General features: G+C 75.0%; 16 protein-coding genes. 11 read left to right on the top strand and 5 right to left on the bottom strand.

Annotated elements, in window-relative coordinates; translation table 11 throughout:
• The first annotated feature begins 573 nt into the window (after window positions 1-573).
• The 5 genes from E0L36_RS06420 (at window position 574) to E0L36_RS06440 (ending at window position 5,802) form a co-directional block, all read left to right on the top strand.
• Window positions 574-1,623, top strand: a complete 1,050-nt coding sequence (locus E0L36_RS06420) for a ParA family protein (protein ID WP_219636388.1) — start codon at window positions 574-576, stop codon at window positions 1,621-1,623.
• Entirely contained in the window at window positions 1,620-2,261 is a 642-nt protein-coding gene (locus E0L36_RS06425; protein WP_180927846.1) for a hypothetical protein, read from the top strand. The genes E0L36_RS06420 and E0L36_RS06425 overlap by 4 nt, the downstream gene beginning before the upstream one ends.
• A 66-nt stretch (window positions 2,262-2,327) precedes the next feature.
• Window positions 2,328-3,530 carry a ScpA family protein gene (locus tag E0L36_RS06430; protein ID WP_180927847.1) on the top strand — a complete coding sequence of 401 codons (1,203 nt, stop codon included), beginning with the start codon at window positions 2,328-2,330 and terminating at the stop codon, window positions 3,528-3,530.
• A 335-nt stretch (window positions 3,531-3,865) separates the two neighbouring features.
• Window positions 3,866-4,543, top strand: a complete 678-nt coding sequence (gene scpB / locus E0L36_RS06435; protein WP_374705511.1) for an SMC-Scp complex subunit ScpB — start codon at window positions 3,866-3,868, stop codon at window positions 4,541-4,543.
• Window positions 4,543-5,802, top strand: a complete 1,260-nt coding sequence (locus E0L36_RS06440) for a pseudouridine synthase (protein ID WP_180927848.1) — start codon at window positions 4,543-4,545, stop codon at window positions 5,800-5,802. The genes scpB and E0L36_RS06440 overlap by 1 nt, the downstream gene beginning before the upstream one ends.
• A 127-nt stretch (window positions 5,803-5,929) precedes the next feature.
• On the opposite strand, the gene E0L36_RS06445 is transcribed toward E0L36_RS06440, so the two are convergent.
• From E0L36_RS06445 to E0L36_RS06455, 3 genes are all read right to left on the bottom strand, one after another.
• On the bottom strand, window positions 5,930-6,613 hold the full coding sequence (locus tag E0L36_RS06445) for a response regulator transcription factor (protein ID WP_180928642.1): 684 nt from the start codon (window positions 6,611-6,613) through the stop codon (window positions 5,930-5,932).
• A 5-nt stretch (window positions 6,614-6,618) separates the two neighbouring features.
• Entirely contained in the window at window positions 6,619-7,662 is a 1,044-nt protein-coding gene (locus E0L36_RS06450) for a HAMP domain-containing sensor histidine kinase (protein WP_180928643.1), read from the bottom strand.
• A gap of 374 nt (window positions 7,663-8,036) precedes the next feature.
• The gene (locus E0L36_RS06455; protein WP_180927849.1) at window positions 8,037-8,357 is read right to left on the bottom strand and encodes a DUF952 domain-containing protein; all 321 of its coding nucleotides are present in this window, start codon (window positions 8,355-8,357) and stop codon (window positions 8,037-8,039) included.
• Window positions 8,358-8,575: 218 nt separating this feature from the next.
• Between E0L36_RS06455 and E0L36_RS06460 the strand changes: the two genes are divergently transcribed.
• The 4 genes from E0L36_RS06460 (at window position 8,576) to der (ending at window position 12,731) form a co-directional block, all read left to right on the top strand.
• Entirely contained in the window at window positions 8,576-9,664 is a 1,089-nt protein-coding gene (locus tag E0L36_RS06460) for a prephenate dehydrogenase (RefSeq protein WP_180927850.1), read from the top strand.
• A gap of 89 nt (window positions 9,665-9,753) precedes the next feature.
• The gene (gene cmk, locus E0L36_RS06465; RefSeq protein ID WP_308416650.1) at window positions 9,754-10,512 is read left to right on the top strand and encodes a (d)CMP kinase; all 759 of its coding nucleotides are present in this window, start codon (window positions 9,754-9,756) and stop codon (window positions 10,510-10,512) included.
• Complete coding sequence (locus E0L36_RS06470; RefSeq protein WP_374705492.1) at window positions 10,446-11,159, top strand: lysophospholipid acyltransferase family protein; 714 nt, start codon at window positions 10,446-10,448, stop codon at window positions 11,157-11,159. Before cmk ends, E0L36_RS06470 begins: the two co-directional genes overlap by 67 nt.
• 105 nt (window positions 11,160-11,264) lie before the next feature.
• On the top strand, window positions 11,265-12,731 hold the full coding sequence (der, locus tag E0L36_RS06475; RefSeq protein WP_180927851.1) for a ribosome biogenesis GTPase Der: 1,467 nt from the start codon (window positions 11,265-11,267) through the stop codon (window positions 12,729-12,731).
• Between the two features lie 34 nt (window positions 12,732-12,765).
• Here the strand turns inward: der and E0L36_RS06480 are convergent, their stop codons facing one another.
• Complete coding sequence (locus tag E0L36_RS06480; RefSeq protein WP_180928720.1) at window positions 12,766-13,029, bottom strand: hypothetical protein; 264 nt, start codon at window positions 13,027-13,029, stop codon at window positions 12,766-12,768.
• A gap of 212 nt (window positions 13,030-13,241) precedes the next feature.
• On the bottom strand, window positions 13,242-14,084 hold the full coding sequence (locus E0L36_RS06485; protein ID WP_180928646.1) for a hypothetical protein: 843 nt from the start codon (window positions 14,082-14,084) through the stop codon (window positions 13,242-13,244).
• A gap of 528 nt (window positions 14,085-14,612) precedes the next feature.
• On the opposite strand from E0L36_RS06485, the gene E0L36_RS06490 reads away from it, so the two are divergent.
• Window positions 14,613-15,260: a transglycosylase family protein gene (locus E0L36_RS06490; protein WP_308416651.1), complete on the top strand. Its 648-nt coding sequence runs from the start codon at window positions 14,613-14,615 to the stop codon at window positions 15,258-15,260.
• A 718-nt stretch (window positions 15,261-15,978) separates the two neighbouring features.
• Complete coding sequence (locus tag E0L36_RS06495; RefSeq protein ID WP_219636113.1) at window positions 15,979-16,947, top strand: hypothetical protein; 969 nt, start codon at window positions 15,979-15,981, stop codon at window positions 16,945-16,947.
• The last annotated feature ends 270 nt before the right edge of the window (window positions 16,948-17,217 follow it).

Below are 17,217 nucleotides of genomic sequence, written 5' to 3' on the forward strand. Positions count from 1 at the left end.
AGGCCGCCGGGTGGGGCGGGTGAGACGGCCCGGCGCGCGTCCACGGCGGATCGCCGAACGGGGAAGAGTCGGGCGTGGTGGGGCGGGTGGGGATGCGCGCCGGGGAACGGGGTACGGGGAACGTCAGCAACGTCACGTATCCCACGGGGGTTTGGGCACCGACCGTGTGGGCGGCGCCACTTCAACCCTCCGTGACGTGTCGCGAACATGGTGTTCCGACCGTTTTGCTCCGCCATAACGTCGGTGTGATGGCGCTGAGCGGTCTTGACACGGGGGCGCCTGGTTGCCGACACATCGCGCCGTCTCCGGTGGATTGTGTTGCTGCGAACCGCCGACACGCCATAGAGTCACCAACCGTCGGCATGGTGCCACGCTGACCTGTTTAGAAGTTTCCTGGTCGCCAAGGAGGTAGGACGACTTGTGAATGAGTCGACATTTTCTCCCGGGGGTGGTCATCCAGGAGCGCCTGTGCGAGGGCACCAGCCCTCGGGGCCCGAGGCTGTCGGCTCCTTCGGCGTCCACGCCTATCCTCAGCAGTCCACCCGACACCCGAGCACGACAGCCCACCAGAGCATGGACGGCCACTACGTGAACGCCATGGCCGGCGACGGCGCGAACGGTCAGTCCGCCGAGCGAATCGCCGACTACAGCCACCCAGAGAACATCGATCCTGCCTACGGCGAGCTGCCCGAGGGGCACTTCTACGACCCCGACGCGGAGTACGAGCCCGATCCGGAGTACGCCGCGACGCTCGCGCCGGACGCCGCCCGCCAGCGCCGCGAGCGCATCGGGCCCACCGGCCGCCCGCTGCCGTACTTCCCGATCCCCGGCCCCGTCTCCGAACACGGGCCCGCGAAGATCATCGCTATGTGCAACCAGAAGGGCGGGGTCGGCAAGACCACCTCGACGATCAACCTCGGTGCCGCGCTCGCGGAGTACGGACGCCGGGTACTGCTCGTCGACTTCGACCCGCAGGGCGCGCTCTCCGTCGGTCTCGGCGTGAACCCCATGGAGCTGGACCTCACGGTCTACAACCTGCTCATGGAGCGCGGACTCGCCCCGGACGAGGTGCTGTTGAAGACCGCGGTGGCCGGCATGGACCTGCTGCCCAGCAACATCGACCTGTCCGCCGCCGAGGTGCAACTCGTCAGCGAGGTCGCCCGGGAGTCCACGCTCCAGCGCGCGCTCCAGCCGTTGCTGAACGACTACGACTTCATCGTCATCGACTGCCAGCCCTCGCTCGGCCTGCTCACGGTGAACGCCCTCACCGCCGCACACAAGGTGATCGTGCCGCTGGAGTGCGAGTTCTTCGCGCTGCGTGGGGTCGCGCTGCTCACCGAGACGATCGAGAAGGTGCAGGAGCGGCTCAACCCGGAGCTGGAGCTCGACGGCATCCTCGCGACGATGTACGACTCCCGGACCGTGCACAGCCGGGAGGTGCTGGCGCGGGTCGTCGAGGCATTCGACAACAACGTTTACCACACGGTGATCGGCCGAACCGTCCGCTTCCCGGAGACCACGGTCGCCGGTGAGCCGATCACGACGTACGCCTCCAACTCCGTTGGCGCCGCCGCCTATCGCCAACTCGCCAGGGAGGTGCTCGCCCGGTGCCACGCCGAGTGAGTCTCCCGGCAGCCGACGAACTGTTCCGTACGACCGGGGGATCCTCCGTGCAGCCCTCGGGGATCCAGCAGAACCAGGCCAACGGCGAGGCGTCCGCCTCGGTACCTCCGCCCGCGCGGTCTCCCGAGACCGGTGGGGACCCCGGCACCGCGCGGGACTCCGCGGACGGCGGTGAGCCGCGCGCCGGTGGACACGCCCCGGAGGACGACGAGTTCCCCGCCGCCCGCCCCGACACGGCGGGCGGCCCGGAGACGGCCGAGCCCGCCGAGCACCCCGCCCCCGCCCGCCGGGGACGGATCGCGGCGGAGCAGGCGACCGGCGGGCGCCGCTCCCCGTCCGCACAGCCGGGCGCCCGCGCGCAGGCCAAGAGCCGCCAGGGCGGGGGCGACTCGCCCCGTGCCCGGCGCGCCACGCAGCGACGCCCCAGCGGCCGCGAACGGCACGACGAGAAGATCACCGTCTACGTCTCCGCCGAGGAGCTGATGGATCTGGAGCACGCGCGGCTCGTGCTCCGCGGCGAGCACGGACTCGCCGTCGACCGGGGCCGTATCGTCCGCGAGGCGGTCGCCGTGGTCCTCGCTGACCTGGAGTCGCGTGGCGAAGCGAGCATCCTGGTGCGGCGGTTGCGCGGGCGCTGACGCCCGGCGCCGCCCGTCGAGGTGCCCTCCGGGGTCCGGCGGGGGGATGCCAGTACGCTTCCGGCGATGCCCACTCCTGACGACAGCGTTCCCGCACCGCGCCGGTCCCCGCGCCGCCCCCTCGGCCAGGGCCCGGGCGACGCGAGTACGCCGTGGTCCGCCGGGAGCCGGGAGCGGCCCCCCGGTGAACTCCCCGAGTCCGGCGGCCCCCGGGCCACCGCGTCCACGGAGCCGACGCGGCGCACGGAGCCCGTCGAACACCCCGAACCCACGGCTCCGGAGGGGCTGGCGGAACCGCCGGGGGAGGGAGCGGCACCGGACGGGGAGCCCGTCCAGCCGCACACCCCGGAACCCGTGCCGTCGGCCGGGGCCGGGGAGCCCAAGCCCACGGCGCCCGTCGAACCCCCCGGGCCCACGGCGCCGGACGGCCCGGCGGAACCGCCGGGGGAGGAGCCGGAGCGGGACGGGCGGTTCACCGTCGTCCTGGACAATTTCGAGGGCCCCTTCGACCTGCTGCTCCAACTGATCTCGCGGCACAAACTGGACGTCACGGAGGTGGCGCTCTCCCGGGTCACGGACGAGTTCATGGCGCACATCCGCGCCATAGGCCCGGAGTGGGACCTCGACCAGACCACCGAGTTCCTGGTCGTCGCCGCCACGCTGCTGGACCTCAAGGCGGCCCGGCTGCTGCCCGCCGCCGAGGTGGAGGACGAGGCCGACCTGGCCCTGCTGGAGGCGCGCGACCTGCTGTTCGCCCGGCTCCTCCAGTACCGCGCGTACAAGCGGGTCGCCGAGATCTTCGCGGGGCGGCTGGCGGACGAGGCGCGGCGCTGGCCGCGTACGGTCGGGCTCGAACCGCACCACGCCGAGCTGCTGCCCGAGGTGGCGCTGCGCATCGGCCCCGAGGGCTTCGCCCGGCTCGCGGTCAAGGCGATGCGGCCACGGGCGAAGCCCCAGGTGTACGTCGAGCACATCCACGCGCCGCTGGTGAGCGTGCGCGAGCAGGCCGAGGTGGTGGTGGCCCGGCTGCGGGAGCGCGGCCGGGCCACCTTCGGCGAGCTGACCGAGGGCGCCCCGGACACCCTCACCGTGGTGGCGCGGTTCCTCGCGCTGCTGGAGCTGTACCGGGAGCGGGCCGTCGAGCTGGACCAGGACGAGGCCCTCGGCGAGCTGACCGTCCGGTGGTGCGGTGCGGCGGACGCCGCCCCGCTCGTCACCGACGAGTTCGACCGCCCGCCCGAGCCGGAGGAGGAGAGGAAGCGGACATGACCGAGGAGACCGACCGGGCGGGGGAGACCTCCCGGACCGAGGGCACCGCCCGCCTGATCGCCAGCCCCCGTACGGAGCCCACCCCCACCGGAACCACCGCCCCCACCGAGCCCGCCGGTTCCGTCACCCCCACCGATCCCGTCACCCCGGTCGATCCCGCCGGTCCCGTCGCGGCCACCGAGGGGCCGGAGGCGGCGCCGCCGGAGGAAGGCCCGGGCGGCACGGACGCCGCCCGCCCCGAACCCGCGCCCGACGCGGAGGCCGCGCGGCGGGCTGCGGGACACGACGCCGGGTCCGCCGAGTACGACGTGGGCCCCGCCGCGGACGCCGAGGGCGTGCTGCCGCCTGGCGCGGTCCCGTCCCCCGCCCCGCCGCCGGACGACTCCGGCGCCGCCGGACTGGAGCTGAAGCCCGCGCTGGAGGCGGTGCTGATGGTCGTGGACGAGCCCGCCACCGTCGAGCGGCTGGCGAAGGTGCTGGGCCGCCGCCCGCGCGAGGTCGCGGACGCGGTGCGGGAGCTGGCCGACGAGTACGCCGAGCAGGGTCGCGGCTTCGAGCTGCGACTGGTCGCCGGCGGGTGGCGCTACTACACCCGGCCCGCGTACGCGGCGGCCGTGGAGAGCTTCGTACTGGACGGGCAGCAGGCGCGGCTCACCCAGGCGGCGCTGGAGACGCTGGCCGTGGTCGCCTACCGGCAGCCGGTCAGCCGCTCCCGGGTCTCCGCGGTGCGTGGCGTGAACTGTGACGGCGTGATGCGGACCCTCCTCCAGCGGGGCTTGCTGGAGGAGGCGGGCACGGAACCGGAGACAGGTGCGATCCTGTACCGGACGACGCACTACTTCCTGGAGCGGATGGGCCTGCGCGGCCTGGACGAGCTACCGGAGCTGGCCCCCTTCCTGCCGGAAGCCGAGGCCGTCGAGGGGGACTCCCAGGAGGGTGTGCCGTCGTTCGACGTAGACGACCACAGCGGCGACGACCCCGATCGCTCCGACCACTCCCAGACGGATCACTGATGCGAAGCAGCGGCAAGAACACCGGCGGCAACCGGAACAACCGGAGCGCGGGCGACAGGCGCGACCGGCAGCGGCGTGACGGGCGCCCACGCCCGGAGGAGCGCCGCTACGACCAGGGCGGCTCCGAGGGCCGCGGCGGGCGCGGTGGCTCCGGGGGCGACACCGGCCGTCGGGGCGGCGGCCCGGCGCAGAGCTCCGGCGCGTCCGGCCGGTCCGGCGGCCCCAGCAGGTCCGGTGGCCCGGGCAAGCCCGGCGGTTCCGGTAAGCCCGGCGGTTCCGGCAAGTCCGGCGGCCCCGGCAAGTCCGGTGGTCCGGGTAAGTCCGGTACGGCGGCGGGCCGGGGCGGCGCGCGGAACTCCCCGAAGAGCACCCTGCGCAACTCCACGCGGAACGTCACCAAGAGCGGTGCGCCCAAGGCCCGGGCCAAGAACGCCTCGGCCCCCGCCCGCCCCCGCGAGTACGACGCGAAGATCGAGGAGCGTAACCGCGCCCGGCACAGCGAGCGGCGGGCGGCCCCGCCCAAGACCTTCGGCGAGCAGGAGGGCGAGCGGCTCCAGAAGGTGCTGGCCCGGGCCGGGATGGGCTCCCGCCGGGCCTGCGAGGAGCTGGTCGAGCAGGGCAGGGTCGAGGTCAACGGCACCGTCGTGCGGGAGCAGGGCCTGCGGGTGGACGCCGCGCGGGACGAGCTGAAGGTCGACGGGCTGACCGTCGCCGCCCAGTCCTTCGTGTTCTTCGCGCTCAACAAGCCGGCCGGTGTCGTGGCCTCGATGGAGGACCCGGACGGCCGCCAGTGCCTCGGCGACTACGTCCAGAACCGGGAGACCCGGCTCTTCCACGTGGGCCGTCTCGACACCGAGACCGAGGGCCTGATCCTGCTGACCAACCACGGGGAGCTGGCGCACCGGCTCACCCACCCGCGGTACGGGGTGCGGAAGACCTACCTGGCGGCGATCCAGGGGCCGCTCCCGCGCGACCTCGGCAAGCGGCTCAAGTCCGGCATCGAGCTGGAGGACGGCTTCGCCCGCGCCGACCACTTCAAGATCGTCGAGAACACCGGCAAGAACTACCTGGTCGAGGTCTCGCTGCACGAGGGCCGCAAGCACATCGTGCGGCGGATGCTCGCGGAGGCCGGGTTCCCGGTGGAGAAGCTGGTGCGGGTCCGTTTCGGGCCGATCGCGCTGGGCGACCAGAAGTCGGGCTGGCTGCGGCGGATGACCAACACCGAGGTCGGCATGCTGATGAACGAGGTCGGGCTGTAACACCGGATCACGCCGCCACCGCCGCCACCGCCGTCACCACGCGCCACCGCCGTCCCCGGCACCGACCGGGGACGGCGGTGGCGCGTCCGGCCGGGCGCCGGGCCCCGGGGGAGTACGGGGTCCGCGCTCAGGGGTCGACGAGGCCGGTGCGGATCGCGTAGCGGGTGAGGTCGAGCCGGTCCCGGAGCCCGAGCTTCTGGAGCATGTTGGCCCGGTGCCGTTCGACGGTCTTCGCGCTGATGGAGAGCGTCGCGGCGATCTCCTTGGCCGAGTGACCCTCGGCGATCAGCTTCAGCACCTCCTCCTCGCGCTCGGTCAGGATGCGCTCGGGCAGACCGTCCCCCCGCCGCGCCTGCTCCAGGTAGGTCCGCACGAGGGTGGTGATCGCGCCGGGGTAGAGGAAGGACTCGCCCCGCATCGTCGCCCGGCACGCCTCCACCAGATCCCGGTCCGCGACGGACTTCAGGACGTAGCCGGAGGCCCCGGCCTTGAGCGCCTCGAAGAGGTACTGCTCGTTGTCGTACATGGTCAGGATCAGGATGCGCAGCCCGGGGTGGGCGCGGGACAGCTCACGGGCCGCCTGGAGACCGGTCATCCGGGGCATCGCCACGTCCAGCACCGCCAGGTCGACGGGGGTCGTCCGGGCCCGCTCCACGGCCTCCGCCCCGTCTCCCGCCTCCGCGACCACCTCCAGCCCGTCCTCGCCGTCCAGGATCAGCCGGACCCCGCGGCGCACCAGGGCGTGGTCGTCAGCCAGCAGAATCCGGGTGCGGCGCCCGTCGCGCCCCGTGGCTCCGGCCGTTCCGGCCATCGCGTTCACTCCCCCTCCTGGGTGCGGTTCTCCGGGCCGGAGGCGGACGCGCCCCCGGCCGGTGTCCGGTCCTCCGCCCGGGGCGCCGGCGGCGCCGCCCGCGAGCCGTGGTCGAGCGGGACGCGGAGCCGCACCTCGGTGCCGCCCCCACGGCGCGTCCCGACGTTCAGTTCGCCGCCGACCAGCAGCGCCCGCTCCCGCATCCCGCGCAGCCCGGCGCCCTCCCCGGACGCCCCCAGCCCACGCCCGTCGTCCCGGACGCGGAGCACCACCCGCCCGTCCTCGGAGCGGAGGGACAGTTCGGCGCCGGAGGCGTCCGCGTGGCGGGCGGTGTTCGTCAGGCTCTCCTGCGCCACCCGGTACAGCACCAACTCGACCTCGCCGCCGAGCGGCGGCAGCGGAGCGGCGAAGTCGCGGCGCACGGTCAGCCCGGAGTGCGCGGCGAACTCCTCGGCCAGCTCCGTCAACGCGCTGACCAGTCCCAGGTCCTCCAGTACGCCGGGCCGCAGCCGGTGCGCCACCCGCCGCACCTCGTCGAGGCTGGCGCGGGTGGTCTCCTGGGCCTGCCGGAGGTCCGCGCGCATCGCGTCCGGGGCGTGGTCGGCGATCCGCTTGAGGTCCAGCAGAACGGCGGTGAGGCTCTGGCCCACCTCGTCGTGCAGCTCCTGCGCCACCCGGCGGCGCTCGGCCTCCTGCGCGGAGAGCGCGCGGGCGCTGCTGTCGCCGCGTTCGGTCTCCAGCCGGTCCAGCATCTCGTTGAAGGCGCGCAGCAGGTCGGGGATGTCGCCCTGGCCGCTGGCCGGGAGGCGCTGCCCGGGCCGCAGCAGGTCGATGGTCTGCATGAGCCGGTTCAGCCGCTGGAGCGGGGCGAGCCCGAGCCGGAGGAGGAAGCCGTTGGCGAGCAGCATCGCGAGCATGCCGCCGGTGACGACGACGGCCTCGGTGAGCACGACCGGCACGGAGACGGTCACGGGTGCCCAGAGCAGCACGACGGTGGCCGTCACCAGGACGAGCGCGTTGAGCAGAAAGATCCGCCAGAACAGGGACACGGTGAGCTGGACCTCCTGCGGCCACTCTTCCACGCTTTCCCCGCCGTCGACGCCCGCCCCCGTCTCCACCCCACCGCCCCGCCGCAGTCTCCGCCACCGGCCCCGACTCCGGTGGCTCGCCCGGCCGTTCGGCCCGCGCGGGCCCCGGGCGGCTCCCGCGCGCGGGGCGTCCACGGCGGCGGGCGGTCCGCCGGGCGCGGAGCCACCGCCGGGCTCCCGCGCCCCACCGCCGCTCCCGCGCCCCGTCGGGCGCCCGCGCCTCCGCCGCTGGGAGGCGTTCCGGCGGCCCCGGACGGCGAGGCCGCGGGGGACGAGCCCCCGGAACCCGCCCCCGCGGCCACCCCGTGGGGACCCGTACTCCGGGACGGCCGGGCTCAGGACCAGATGCTGAGCGAGAGCGCGCTCCCCTCGGCGTCTCGCTGGATCTCCAGCATCCCGGCCACCGCGGTGCGGTTGATCCGGCCGTGGACGCGGGGGCCGGGGCCCCAGCGCACCCGCACGTCCAGCTTCCGCTCGTCGATCATCAGGGCCATCACCGGCCCGATCGCCTCGCGGAAGTGGGTGTCCGCCGCCACCAGCGCGCCCGCCTCGTCCGCCGCGCAGCGGATGATCCCGTCATCGGCGAAACCGGGCGGCGCGTAGGGGCGGTCCGGGAAGCTCAGCCAGTCGTCGAGCGGCACCACGTGGAAGATCATGACTCTCTTGTACCGTCTCAACTGCCGGTCACCGCGCACATCCGGACGGTGCCGCCCCTAGGCTGGCCGTGGCGGCGGAACCCCTTCCCGGGGACTCCCGAGGGGGCCGGGAGGCCCGCGCTCCCGATAACCCCGGGCCGCGGGGACGCCAGGACACCAGGTCCCGGGGAGCCGAGGGCACCCGCGGACACCGAGCACCCCAAGGACAACGTCAGGCAATGCGCACCGCTCTCGTCATCGGCACCGGCCTCATCGGCACCTCGGTCGCGCTCGCGCTGACCGCCCGCGGCGTCCGCGTCCATCTGCGCGACCACGACACCGAGCGGGTGCGCACCGCCGCCGCCCTCGGGGCCGGCACCCAGGACGCCCCCGCCGAGCGGGTCGATCTCGCGCTGGTCGCCGTGCCGCCCGCGCACATCGCGGGGACCGTCGCCGAGTCCCAGCGGGCCGGGGAGGCCCGCGCCTACCTGGACGTGGGCAGCGTGAAGGGCGGCCCCGGGCGGCAGTTGGCCGCGCTGGGCGGCGACCCGGGCAGCTACCTGGGCACCCATCCGATGGCGGGCCGGGAACAGAGCGGGCCGCTGGCCGCCGGCGTCGACCTCTTCGAGGGACGGCCGTGGGTGCTGACCCCCACCGCGGAGACCGAGACCGAGGTCCTCAACCTCGCCCTGGAGCTGGTGGCGCTCTGCGCCGCCGTGCCGGTGGTGATGGAGGCGGAGGCGCACGACCAGGCCGTGGCGCTCGTCTCGCACACCCCCCAGCTGGTGTCGAGCCTGGTCGCCGCCCGGCTGGAGGAGGCGGACGAGACGGCCGTGCGCCTCTGCGGCCAGGGCATTCGGGACGTCACCAGGATCGCCGCCTCCGATCCGGCGATGTGGGTGGACATCCTCTCCGCCAACCCCGGGCCGGTCGCCGACGTCCTCGCGTCCGTCACCTCCGACCTGGCGGAGACGGTGCGCGCGCTGCGCTCCCTGGAGTCCTCCGACGAGGACCGGCGGCGGGAGGGCGCCGGGGAGGTGGCCCGGATGCTGCGCAGGGGCAACGTGGGCCGGGCGCGGGTCCCGGGCAAGCACGGCCAGGCCCCCACCGTCTACGAGACCGTCGCCGTCCTGATCAGCGACCGCCCCGGCGAGCTGGCCCGGATCTTCGCGGACGCGGGCGCCGCCGGGGTCAACGTCGAGGACGTGCGGATCGAGCACGCCACCGGCCAGCAGGCCGGTCATGTGCAGCTCATGGTGGAGCCGGGCGCGGTCCGCCCTCTCCAGCACGCGCTCCGCGAGCGGGGCTGGGCCATCCGGCAGCAGTGAGCGCCTCCGGCAGCCGGTAGCCTTGTCCCGGGCCGTACGCCCCGCACCGCCGCCCGCGCCCCCGAGATGTCGAGAAAGGTGCTCGAAGCGTGTCTGCTAACTCCCCGGAGGCGACCCCCGACTCCCCGGCCGTCCCGGCTCCGGTGGTCGTCGCCATCGACGGCCCCTCGGGCACGGGCAAGTCCAGCACCTCGAAGGCCGTCGCCGCGCGGCTGGCGCTGCGCTACCTGGACACCGGCGCCCAGTACCGCGCCCTGACCTGGTGGATGCTGAGCAACGACGTCGACGTCAGCGCCCCCGAGCGGATCGCGGAGGCCGCCGGGCGGCCCGCGATCGTCTCCGGCACCGACCCGAAGGCCCCGGCGATCTCGGCGGACGGCGCGGACGCCTCCGGCCCGATCCGCACCCAGGAGGTGACGGCCGCGGTCAGCGCGGTCAGCGCCGTACCGCAGGTCCGCACCCGGATCACCGAGCTTCAGCGGTCCATCGCCGCGGAGGCCGCGGCGGAGGGCGTGGGGATCGTGGTGGAGGGCCGGGACATCGGCAGCGCCGTGCTCCCCGACGCCGACCTCAAGGTGTTCCTCACCGCCTCGCCCGAGGCCCGGGCGGCCCGGCGCAGCGGGGAGCTGTCGGGCGCGAACGCGGCCGGGCTGGCCGCCACCCAGGAGGCGCTGGCCCGCCGGGACAGGGCCGACTCCACCCGGAAGGCCTCCCCGCTCAAGCGCGCCGACGACGCGGTGGAGATCGACACCACCGAGCTCACCCTGGAGCAGGTCGTCGAGTGCGTCGTCACCCTGGTCGAGCAGGCCGCGGCCCGGCGTGCCGGGCAGGGCGCGGCGGTCAGGTGACCGCTCCCGTGCCCGGAGCGCGCGGTGCCGAGGCGGCGCGCAGGCTGGGGAGCGGCCTGATGCGCGGGCTGTGGAAGCCCCGGGTGCTGGGCGCCTGGCGGGTGCCCTCGGCCGGGCCGGCGATACTCGCCGTCAACCACGCCCACCTGCTCGACGGCCCGCTCCTGCTGAGCACCGCGCCCCGCCCCGTGCACTTCCTGATCAAGAAGGAGGCGTTCGTCGGCCCGCTCGGCTCCTTCCTGCGCGGTATCGGCCAGCTCGGGATCGACCGGGGCAGCGCGGACCGCGCCGCCGTCACCGGCTGTCTCCAGGTGCTGGAGCGCGGCGGGGTGCTCGGCATCTTCCCCGAAGGCACCCGGGGTGAGGGGGACTTCGCCGCGCTTCGGTCCGGCCTCGCCTACTTCGCGCTGCGCACGGGCGCCCCGGTGGTGCCGGTCGCGGTGCTCGGCAGCGCGGACCGGGCCGGGCGGGCGGTGCGGGCGCTGCCTCCGCTGCGGGCCCGGATCGACATCGTCTACGGTGATCCGTTCCTCGCGGGGGACGGCGGCGGCCGCCGTACCCGCTCCGCGCTGGACGAGGCGACGACCCGCGTGCAGCGGCGCCTGACCGGGCACCTGGCGCGGGCCCGGCGGACGACGGGCCGCTGACTCCGCACACTGGCGGGAGGTGGTGCCTCGGCGCGCGGCGCACCCCACGACGGACGCAGGAACCACGCAGGAACCACGCACGAACGACGGCGAGGACACGACGCCATGAACGAGCAGGGCCACTCCGGTGGTGAGCAGGAGCACGGTGAGCTGGGCGAGACCGAACTCGCCGAGTTCATGCGGCTGGCGACCGAGGAGGGCTTCGACCCCGACGAGGTCGGGGAGGCACTGGACGAGGCCGGACACGGTCCGCTTCCGGTCCTCGCCGTCATCGGCCGCCCGAACGTCGGCAAGTCGACACTGGTGAACCGGATCATCGGACGCCGGGAGGCGGTGGTCGAGGACCGGCCGGGCGTCACCCGGGACCGCGTGACCTACGAGGCGGAGTGGGCCGGACGCCGCTTCAAGGTCGTGGACACCGGCGGCTGGGAACAGGACGTACTCGGCATCGACGCCTCCGTCGCGGCGCAGGCCGAGTTCGCCGTCGAGGCCGCCGACGCGGTGGTCTTCGTGGTGGACGCGGCCGTCGGCGCGACCGACACCGACGAGGCCGTCGTCAAGCTGCTGCGCCGGGCGGGCAAGCCGGTGGTGCTCTGCGCCAACAAGGTCGACGGGCCCTCCGGCGAGGCCGACGCCACCTACCTCTGGTCGCTCGGGCTCGGCGAGCCGCACCCGGTCTCCGCGCTGCACGGCCGGGGCACCGGCGACATGCTGGACGAGGTGCTGCGGGTGCTGCCCGAGGCCCCGCCCCAGACCTTCGGCTCCCCCCTGGGCGGCCCGCGCCGGATCGCGCTGGTGGGCCGACCGAACGTCGGCAAGTCCTCGATGCTCAACAAGGTCGCGGGCGAGGAGCGCGTCGTGGTCGACGAACTCGCCGGGACCACCCGCGACCCGGTCGACGAGCTGGTCGAACTCGGCGGCAAGAGCTGGATGTTCGTTGACACGGCCGGGATCAGGCGCCGGGTCCACCTCCAGGAGGGCGCCGACTACTACGCCTCGCTGCGCACCGCGGCCGCCCTGGAGAAGGCGGAGGTGGCCGTGGTGCTGCTGGACGTCAGCGAGTCGATCAGCGTGCAGGACCAGCGGATCATCTCCAGCGCCGTGGAGGCCGGACGGGCGCTCGTCCTCGCCTACAACAAGTGGGACACGCTGGACGAGGAGCGCCGCTACTACCTGGAGCGGGAGATCGAGCGGGAGCTGGCCCAGGTGCGGTGGGCGCCCCGCGTGAACGTCTCGGCGCGGACCGGCCGCCATCTGGAGAAGCTGGTCCCCGCCATCGAGACGGCCCTGGCGGGCTGGGAGACGCGGGTGCCGACCGGCAAGCTCAACGCCTTCCTCGGTGAGATCGCCGCCTCCCACCCGCACCCGGTGCGCGGCGGCAAGCAGCCGCGGGTGCTCTTCGGCACACAGGCCGGGTCCAAGCCGCCGCGGTTCGTGCTGTTCGCCTCCGGCTTCCTGGAGGCGGGCTACCGTCGGTTCATCGAACGGCGGCTGCGCGAGCAGTTCGGCTTCGAGGGCACCCCGATCCAGATCTCCGTGCGGGTGCGGGAGAAGCGCGGCCGGAAGAAGTGAGCGCCCCGGCCGGGGTGGCCGGGGCGCCGGGGGATCAGCGGCCGTAGCGCTGGCTGTCGCCCGGGCCCGGGGGCAGAGCAGGGCGCTCGTCCGCGCCGCCCGGCTCGTCCTCGACCCAGATCGGGGCACCGCCGCCGGTGCCGCTCGCGATACCGAATCCTTCGAACGCCAGCCGCTCCTCTCCGGTGCGGTCGCCCGGCAGCGCGCGGAAGAGCCTGCCGTACTCCGCGTACAGGGCGTCGTAGATCGGCGTCGCCGAGGGCGCCGGTTCGTAGCCGGTGGCCCTGGCCGGTCGCATACCGGGGATCTGGGTCTGGCCGAAGTGGCCGCGGGATCGGGGGGATTCGTAGGGTTGCACGTCAGTGCCAACGAAAACGCCGCCCGGCGGATGCGGGGCCGGGCGGCGAATGACCTGATCGCGGAGGCTCGGTCGGTGGCCCGTGCGGGCCACCGGCCCGGGGGTGCGGGGCGGCGCCCCCGGGCCGGTGACGCTCCGGCGGACCGTGGGCCTCAGGTGCCGGACAGCGGCATCGCCGCGGCCACCAGCACCCCGGCCGCCGCCGCCTTCTCCAGCGCCTCGCGGAGCAGGTCCTCGCGGGGCTGCTGGCCGATGGAGCCCGCCGGTGCCGCGTAGACCAGCACCGTGTTGGTCTTGTTCACCGCCGCCCGCCAGCCGTCCGTCACAGCCAGCGGCTGATGGGCCTGCCACCAGGTGATCGGCTGCGCGGTGCCGGGCGCGGGCGGCTGGAGGATCGCGTGCAGCTGACCGGTGGCGACCAGCACCGACCAGCCGGGGTTGGTGGCGGGCGCCTGCGCCACGTCCGTCACCGGCAGGAAGCCCTGTTCGATCAGGATCGGCAGGAAGTCGTCCCCCGGGCCGTCCGAGCCGGGGCGGGCGATCGGCCCGGTCGGCTCGACGACCAACGCGGCGGCCAGCGCGTTGTCCATGAGTACCTGCCCGCAGGTGACGCCGAGCACCGCCTGCCGGGATCCCTCCTGGCCGTCGGCCGGTGCCTCCGGGGCGACCGGCTCCACGTCCGGCGCCGCGTCGGCCGGCCCGTCCGGTACGTCGTCCTCCACGGACGGCTGGCCCTCGATGGTGCGGACCGCGCCCTGGAGCTGTTCCTCGGAGACCGGCACCACCTGTGAGGGCACACAGCTGGCGTGGGCGAAGGCGAGGACCGCCGACTCCTCCCCGACGAACAGGACGGTGCTCGTCCGCTCGGAGCCGGGGTCGCCAGGGGTGCGGCACGAGGTGCAGTCGTAGCTGCCCGGGGCGTACTCCCCGGCGAGCAGCCGGTTGGCTTCTTCATCGCCGATCTCTGCGCGTACGGCGTCGCTGACATCGAGCATGGGGGACACGGGGGCTCCTGGCTCTCGGGTTGCTGTTCGTGTGGACAACGGACGATTCGGCGCGCTGGTCACGCGTTCCGGGCCGGGTCCCCGTCCGGTGGCCGTTCGTTCGGCGTTCGTTCGGACCGGCCGGAGAGGCGCGGGAGGCGGGGCCCCACCCACGGGCCGAGGCACGGGCGCGCCGCCGCTTCCCGCTCCGCTGTGTGGGTGGGCTGCCCGGGGCCGGTGGCGCGGTGGACCGGATCGTCTCCGCTCCTGTGCTTGCTTGTCCGGATGGCGCAGATGTGTGTTCGTATGCTCAGAGTCCGATTCCGGGCCGCTGTCCGGACCCGTCTCACGACCCGTCCCCTCCCGCCGAATCCCCCGGCCTCTCCGAACTCCCTGAACTCCCCGGGCTCTCCGGGGTTCGTGGGCTCCCGGGACTCCCGTGGCCTCCCCGGTTCCGGCGGGCCCCGTGTCGCCCGCATCGGGGGTTCGCCCCGTCCGGCGGGTGACGCCAGGCGGCCGGCCGGGGCACGCCTGGCCGCGGTGGCCACCGGCCTCGCCGCGGTGCTGCTCGCGGGCGCACCGGCGCAGGCGGCGCCCGGCACGACGGTTTCGCCGGGGGCGGGAGGACCACCGGAGCGCCACACCCCCGCCGGGTGCGCGGAGGGCGCGGACGGCCCCTGGGACTGCCTCGCCCTGTGCGAGAGCAGCGGCCGCTGGGACATCAACACCGGCAACGACTACTACGGCGGCCTCCAGTTCTGGCAGCCCACCTGGGAGGAGTTCGGCGGAACGCGGTACGCGGCCCGCGCCGACCTGGCCACCCGCGAGCAGCAGATCACGGTGGCCGAGCGGGTGCTGGCCGTCCAGGGCTGGAAGGCCTGGCCGGTCTGTTCGGTGAAGGTCGGGCTGCGCGCCCCGGAACCGGACGAGGGGTCCGCCCCCACCCGCACCCACGTGGTCACCCCCGGCGAGACCTTCAGCTCGATCGCCGCGCGCTACGCGGTGCCCGGGGGCTGGCAGCGGCTGTATCAGGCCAACGCCGAGGCGGCCGGGGGCACTCCGGAGGGGCTGGAGGTGGGCACCGAACTCACCGTGCCGGGTACGCCCGGCGCGGAGGGGAGCGAGGTGGCGGAGGGCGAGGGCGCGTCCCCAGCCGCCGTCCGCCGGGTGCCGCCCGTGGTCCGCTGACCGTCCGCTGTGCCGCTGGCCGGGCCGGGCCCGCGCGATGAGCGGGCCCCGCCCCGGCGCACGGCGCTGGTGAGCCCCGGCGCCCAGCGCCGGGGGAGCGTGCCATCCGGGCACGCACGGTCCGGATACGCACCTCCGTTCCCCGCAACGGGGGGATGGAAAGCGTCCCCGAACGGTTCCGTCCGGTGACTCACGATGTCGGAACTCTTCAGGAACAGGACGGTGAAACCACTCAACCCTGACAACGCGGTACGCATCTGTACGGGTGTCAGACGGACCGGCCCGCCGGCTGGCCCGGCCGTCCGTGGGAGGCGAGGAACCCGGGAAAGATGCGCAACTCGTTCACGCCGTGCCCGGCCGTCGGATCCGCCGTCCAGCGCGCCGTCGGCCGCGCGGGCGCGCGGGCGGGGCGACGGCCCGCGCGCGCCCGCGCGGCCTGGGCGTTCCCGCCCGGCGGCCCTCCCCACGGCGGACGGGACGCGCCGTCCGCCGTGCGCGGGGAGGACGCGGGGAGACGGCCGCGCCGGGAAGTGGCCGCCAACAGCGTCCCGTTCGCCCCTTTTCGGGCGGCCGGACGGTACGAGACCCTGCTGATGGAGTTCGGCGCACGCGGCGGCCGCCGCCCGTACCGCGCTCGGACGGTGCCGCACGGCGGGCGGTACGCGGTGGGGGACACGGTCAGGGACACGGGGCACGCACCGCAGAGGAGCCGTACGGCATGAGCGATCCGACGACGAGTGGACCGGGCACGTCCCTCCCCAGACGCCCGGAGTCCCAGGGGTCCCGCGGGTTCCCCGGCGCGGTCCCGCGCCCCGAACCGTCGGACGGGCGGGCGCCCGCCCCACGTGTGGAGGTCCCCGAACCACGTGCCGACTGCACCGCCGACCGGGCGGGCGGCCTCACCTTCGACGTGCGGCTGCCCACCTGGCGGCAGTCCCCGCTCGGCCCGTGGGACGCCGCGCTCCTGCTGTGCCGCCGGGGCGGCACCGATCCGGCCGACACCGTACGGCTGCCACTCACCTCGACCGGCGCGCCCGGGGATCCGCTCCGCGCCGCGCTGCCCAGTACCGTGCCGCTGGCCGAGGGGCGCTGGAAGACCTACCTCGCGCTCCCCGGCGGCGAGCCGGAGCGGCTGCTGCCCGGCGTCAACGACCTGCGCTCGCTGGTCGACCGGACGCCCCGGGAGAACCGCACCTGGCTGGGCGTCCGCATCCCGTACGCCACGGCACGCGGCAACCTCAGCCTCCGGTCCTGGCTGCGCTGGCCGCACGCGGAGGTCGGGGACCCGCGGCTCGCGGAGTTCGGGATGACGTTCGGCGGGCGGCTGTACGGCGCTCGGCTCACCCCGGCCGCGGAGCTGGTGGCGGAGCCGCGGGACGGGGGCGGCCCGCCGGTGCGCGAACCGGTGTGGACCGACCCGGCGGAGGGTGGGGAGACGGCGTTCACGACGCGGCTCCGCTTCGCCCGGCTGGCCGGTCACCCGGTATGGGACCTGTGGCTCAGACCCGGCGGCGGGGTCGACCCCGTGCGACTCGCCCGCATCCTGGACGACGTGCCGGACAAGCAGCTGGTCGTCCGCTACCCCGCCGAGCCGTTGGCCGCGGGTTCCCCCACCACCGCCACTCCGTACTACACACGGGACAACGACCTGGCGGTCCGGGTGACGGACACGGCGTCCGGGATCTGACCCGAGAGACGAGGCACGGCGCCCCGCCGGAACGGACGAGCGGCTCCCCGCCCCCGGGAATCCGCCCTCCCGCTCCCAGCCCCCAACTCCCGTGCACGGTCCCCCCGTTCCCGGACTCCCGGCCGCGATCGGAGGGGGCCGGGCCGACCCGGGCCTGGGGCTGCGGTGCGGTGGTGAGGGGGTGCCCGTTCCGCCCGTCCGTCAGCCGGTGGACGCCCACGCCGGCGGAACCGCCCGGTTCCCGCGTACCCCGGCGCGCCATTTCCGCGG

Origin of the sequence: Streptomyces sp. AJS327 (assembly GCF_013450295.1) — a bacterium.
In the GTDB taxonomy this organism is placed as follows: Bacteria; Actinomycetota; Actinomycetes; order Streptomycetales; family Streptomycetaceae; genus Streptomyces.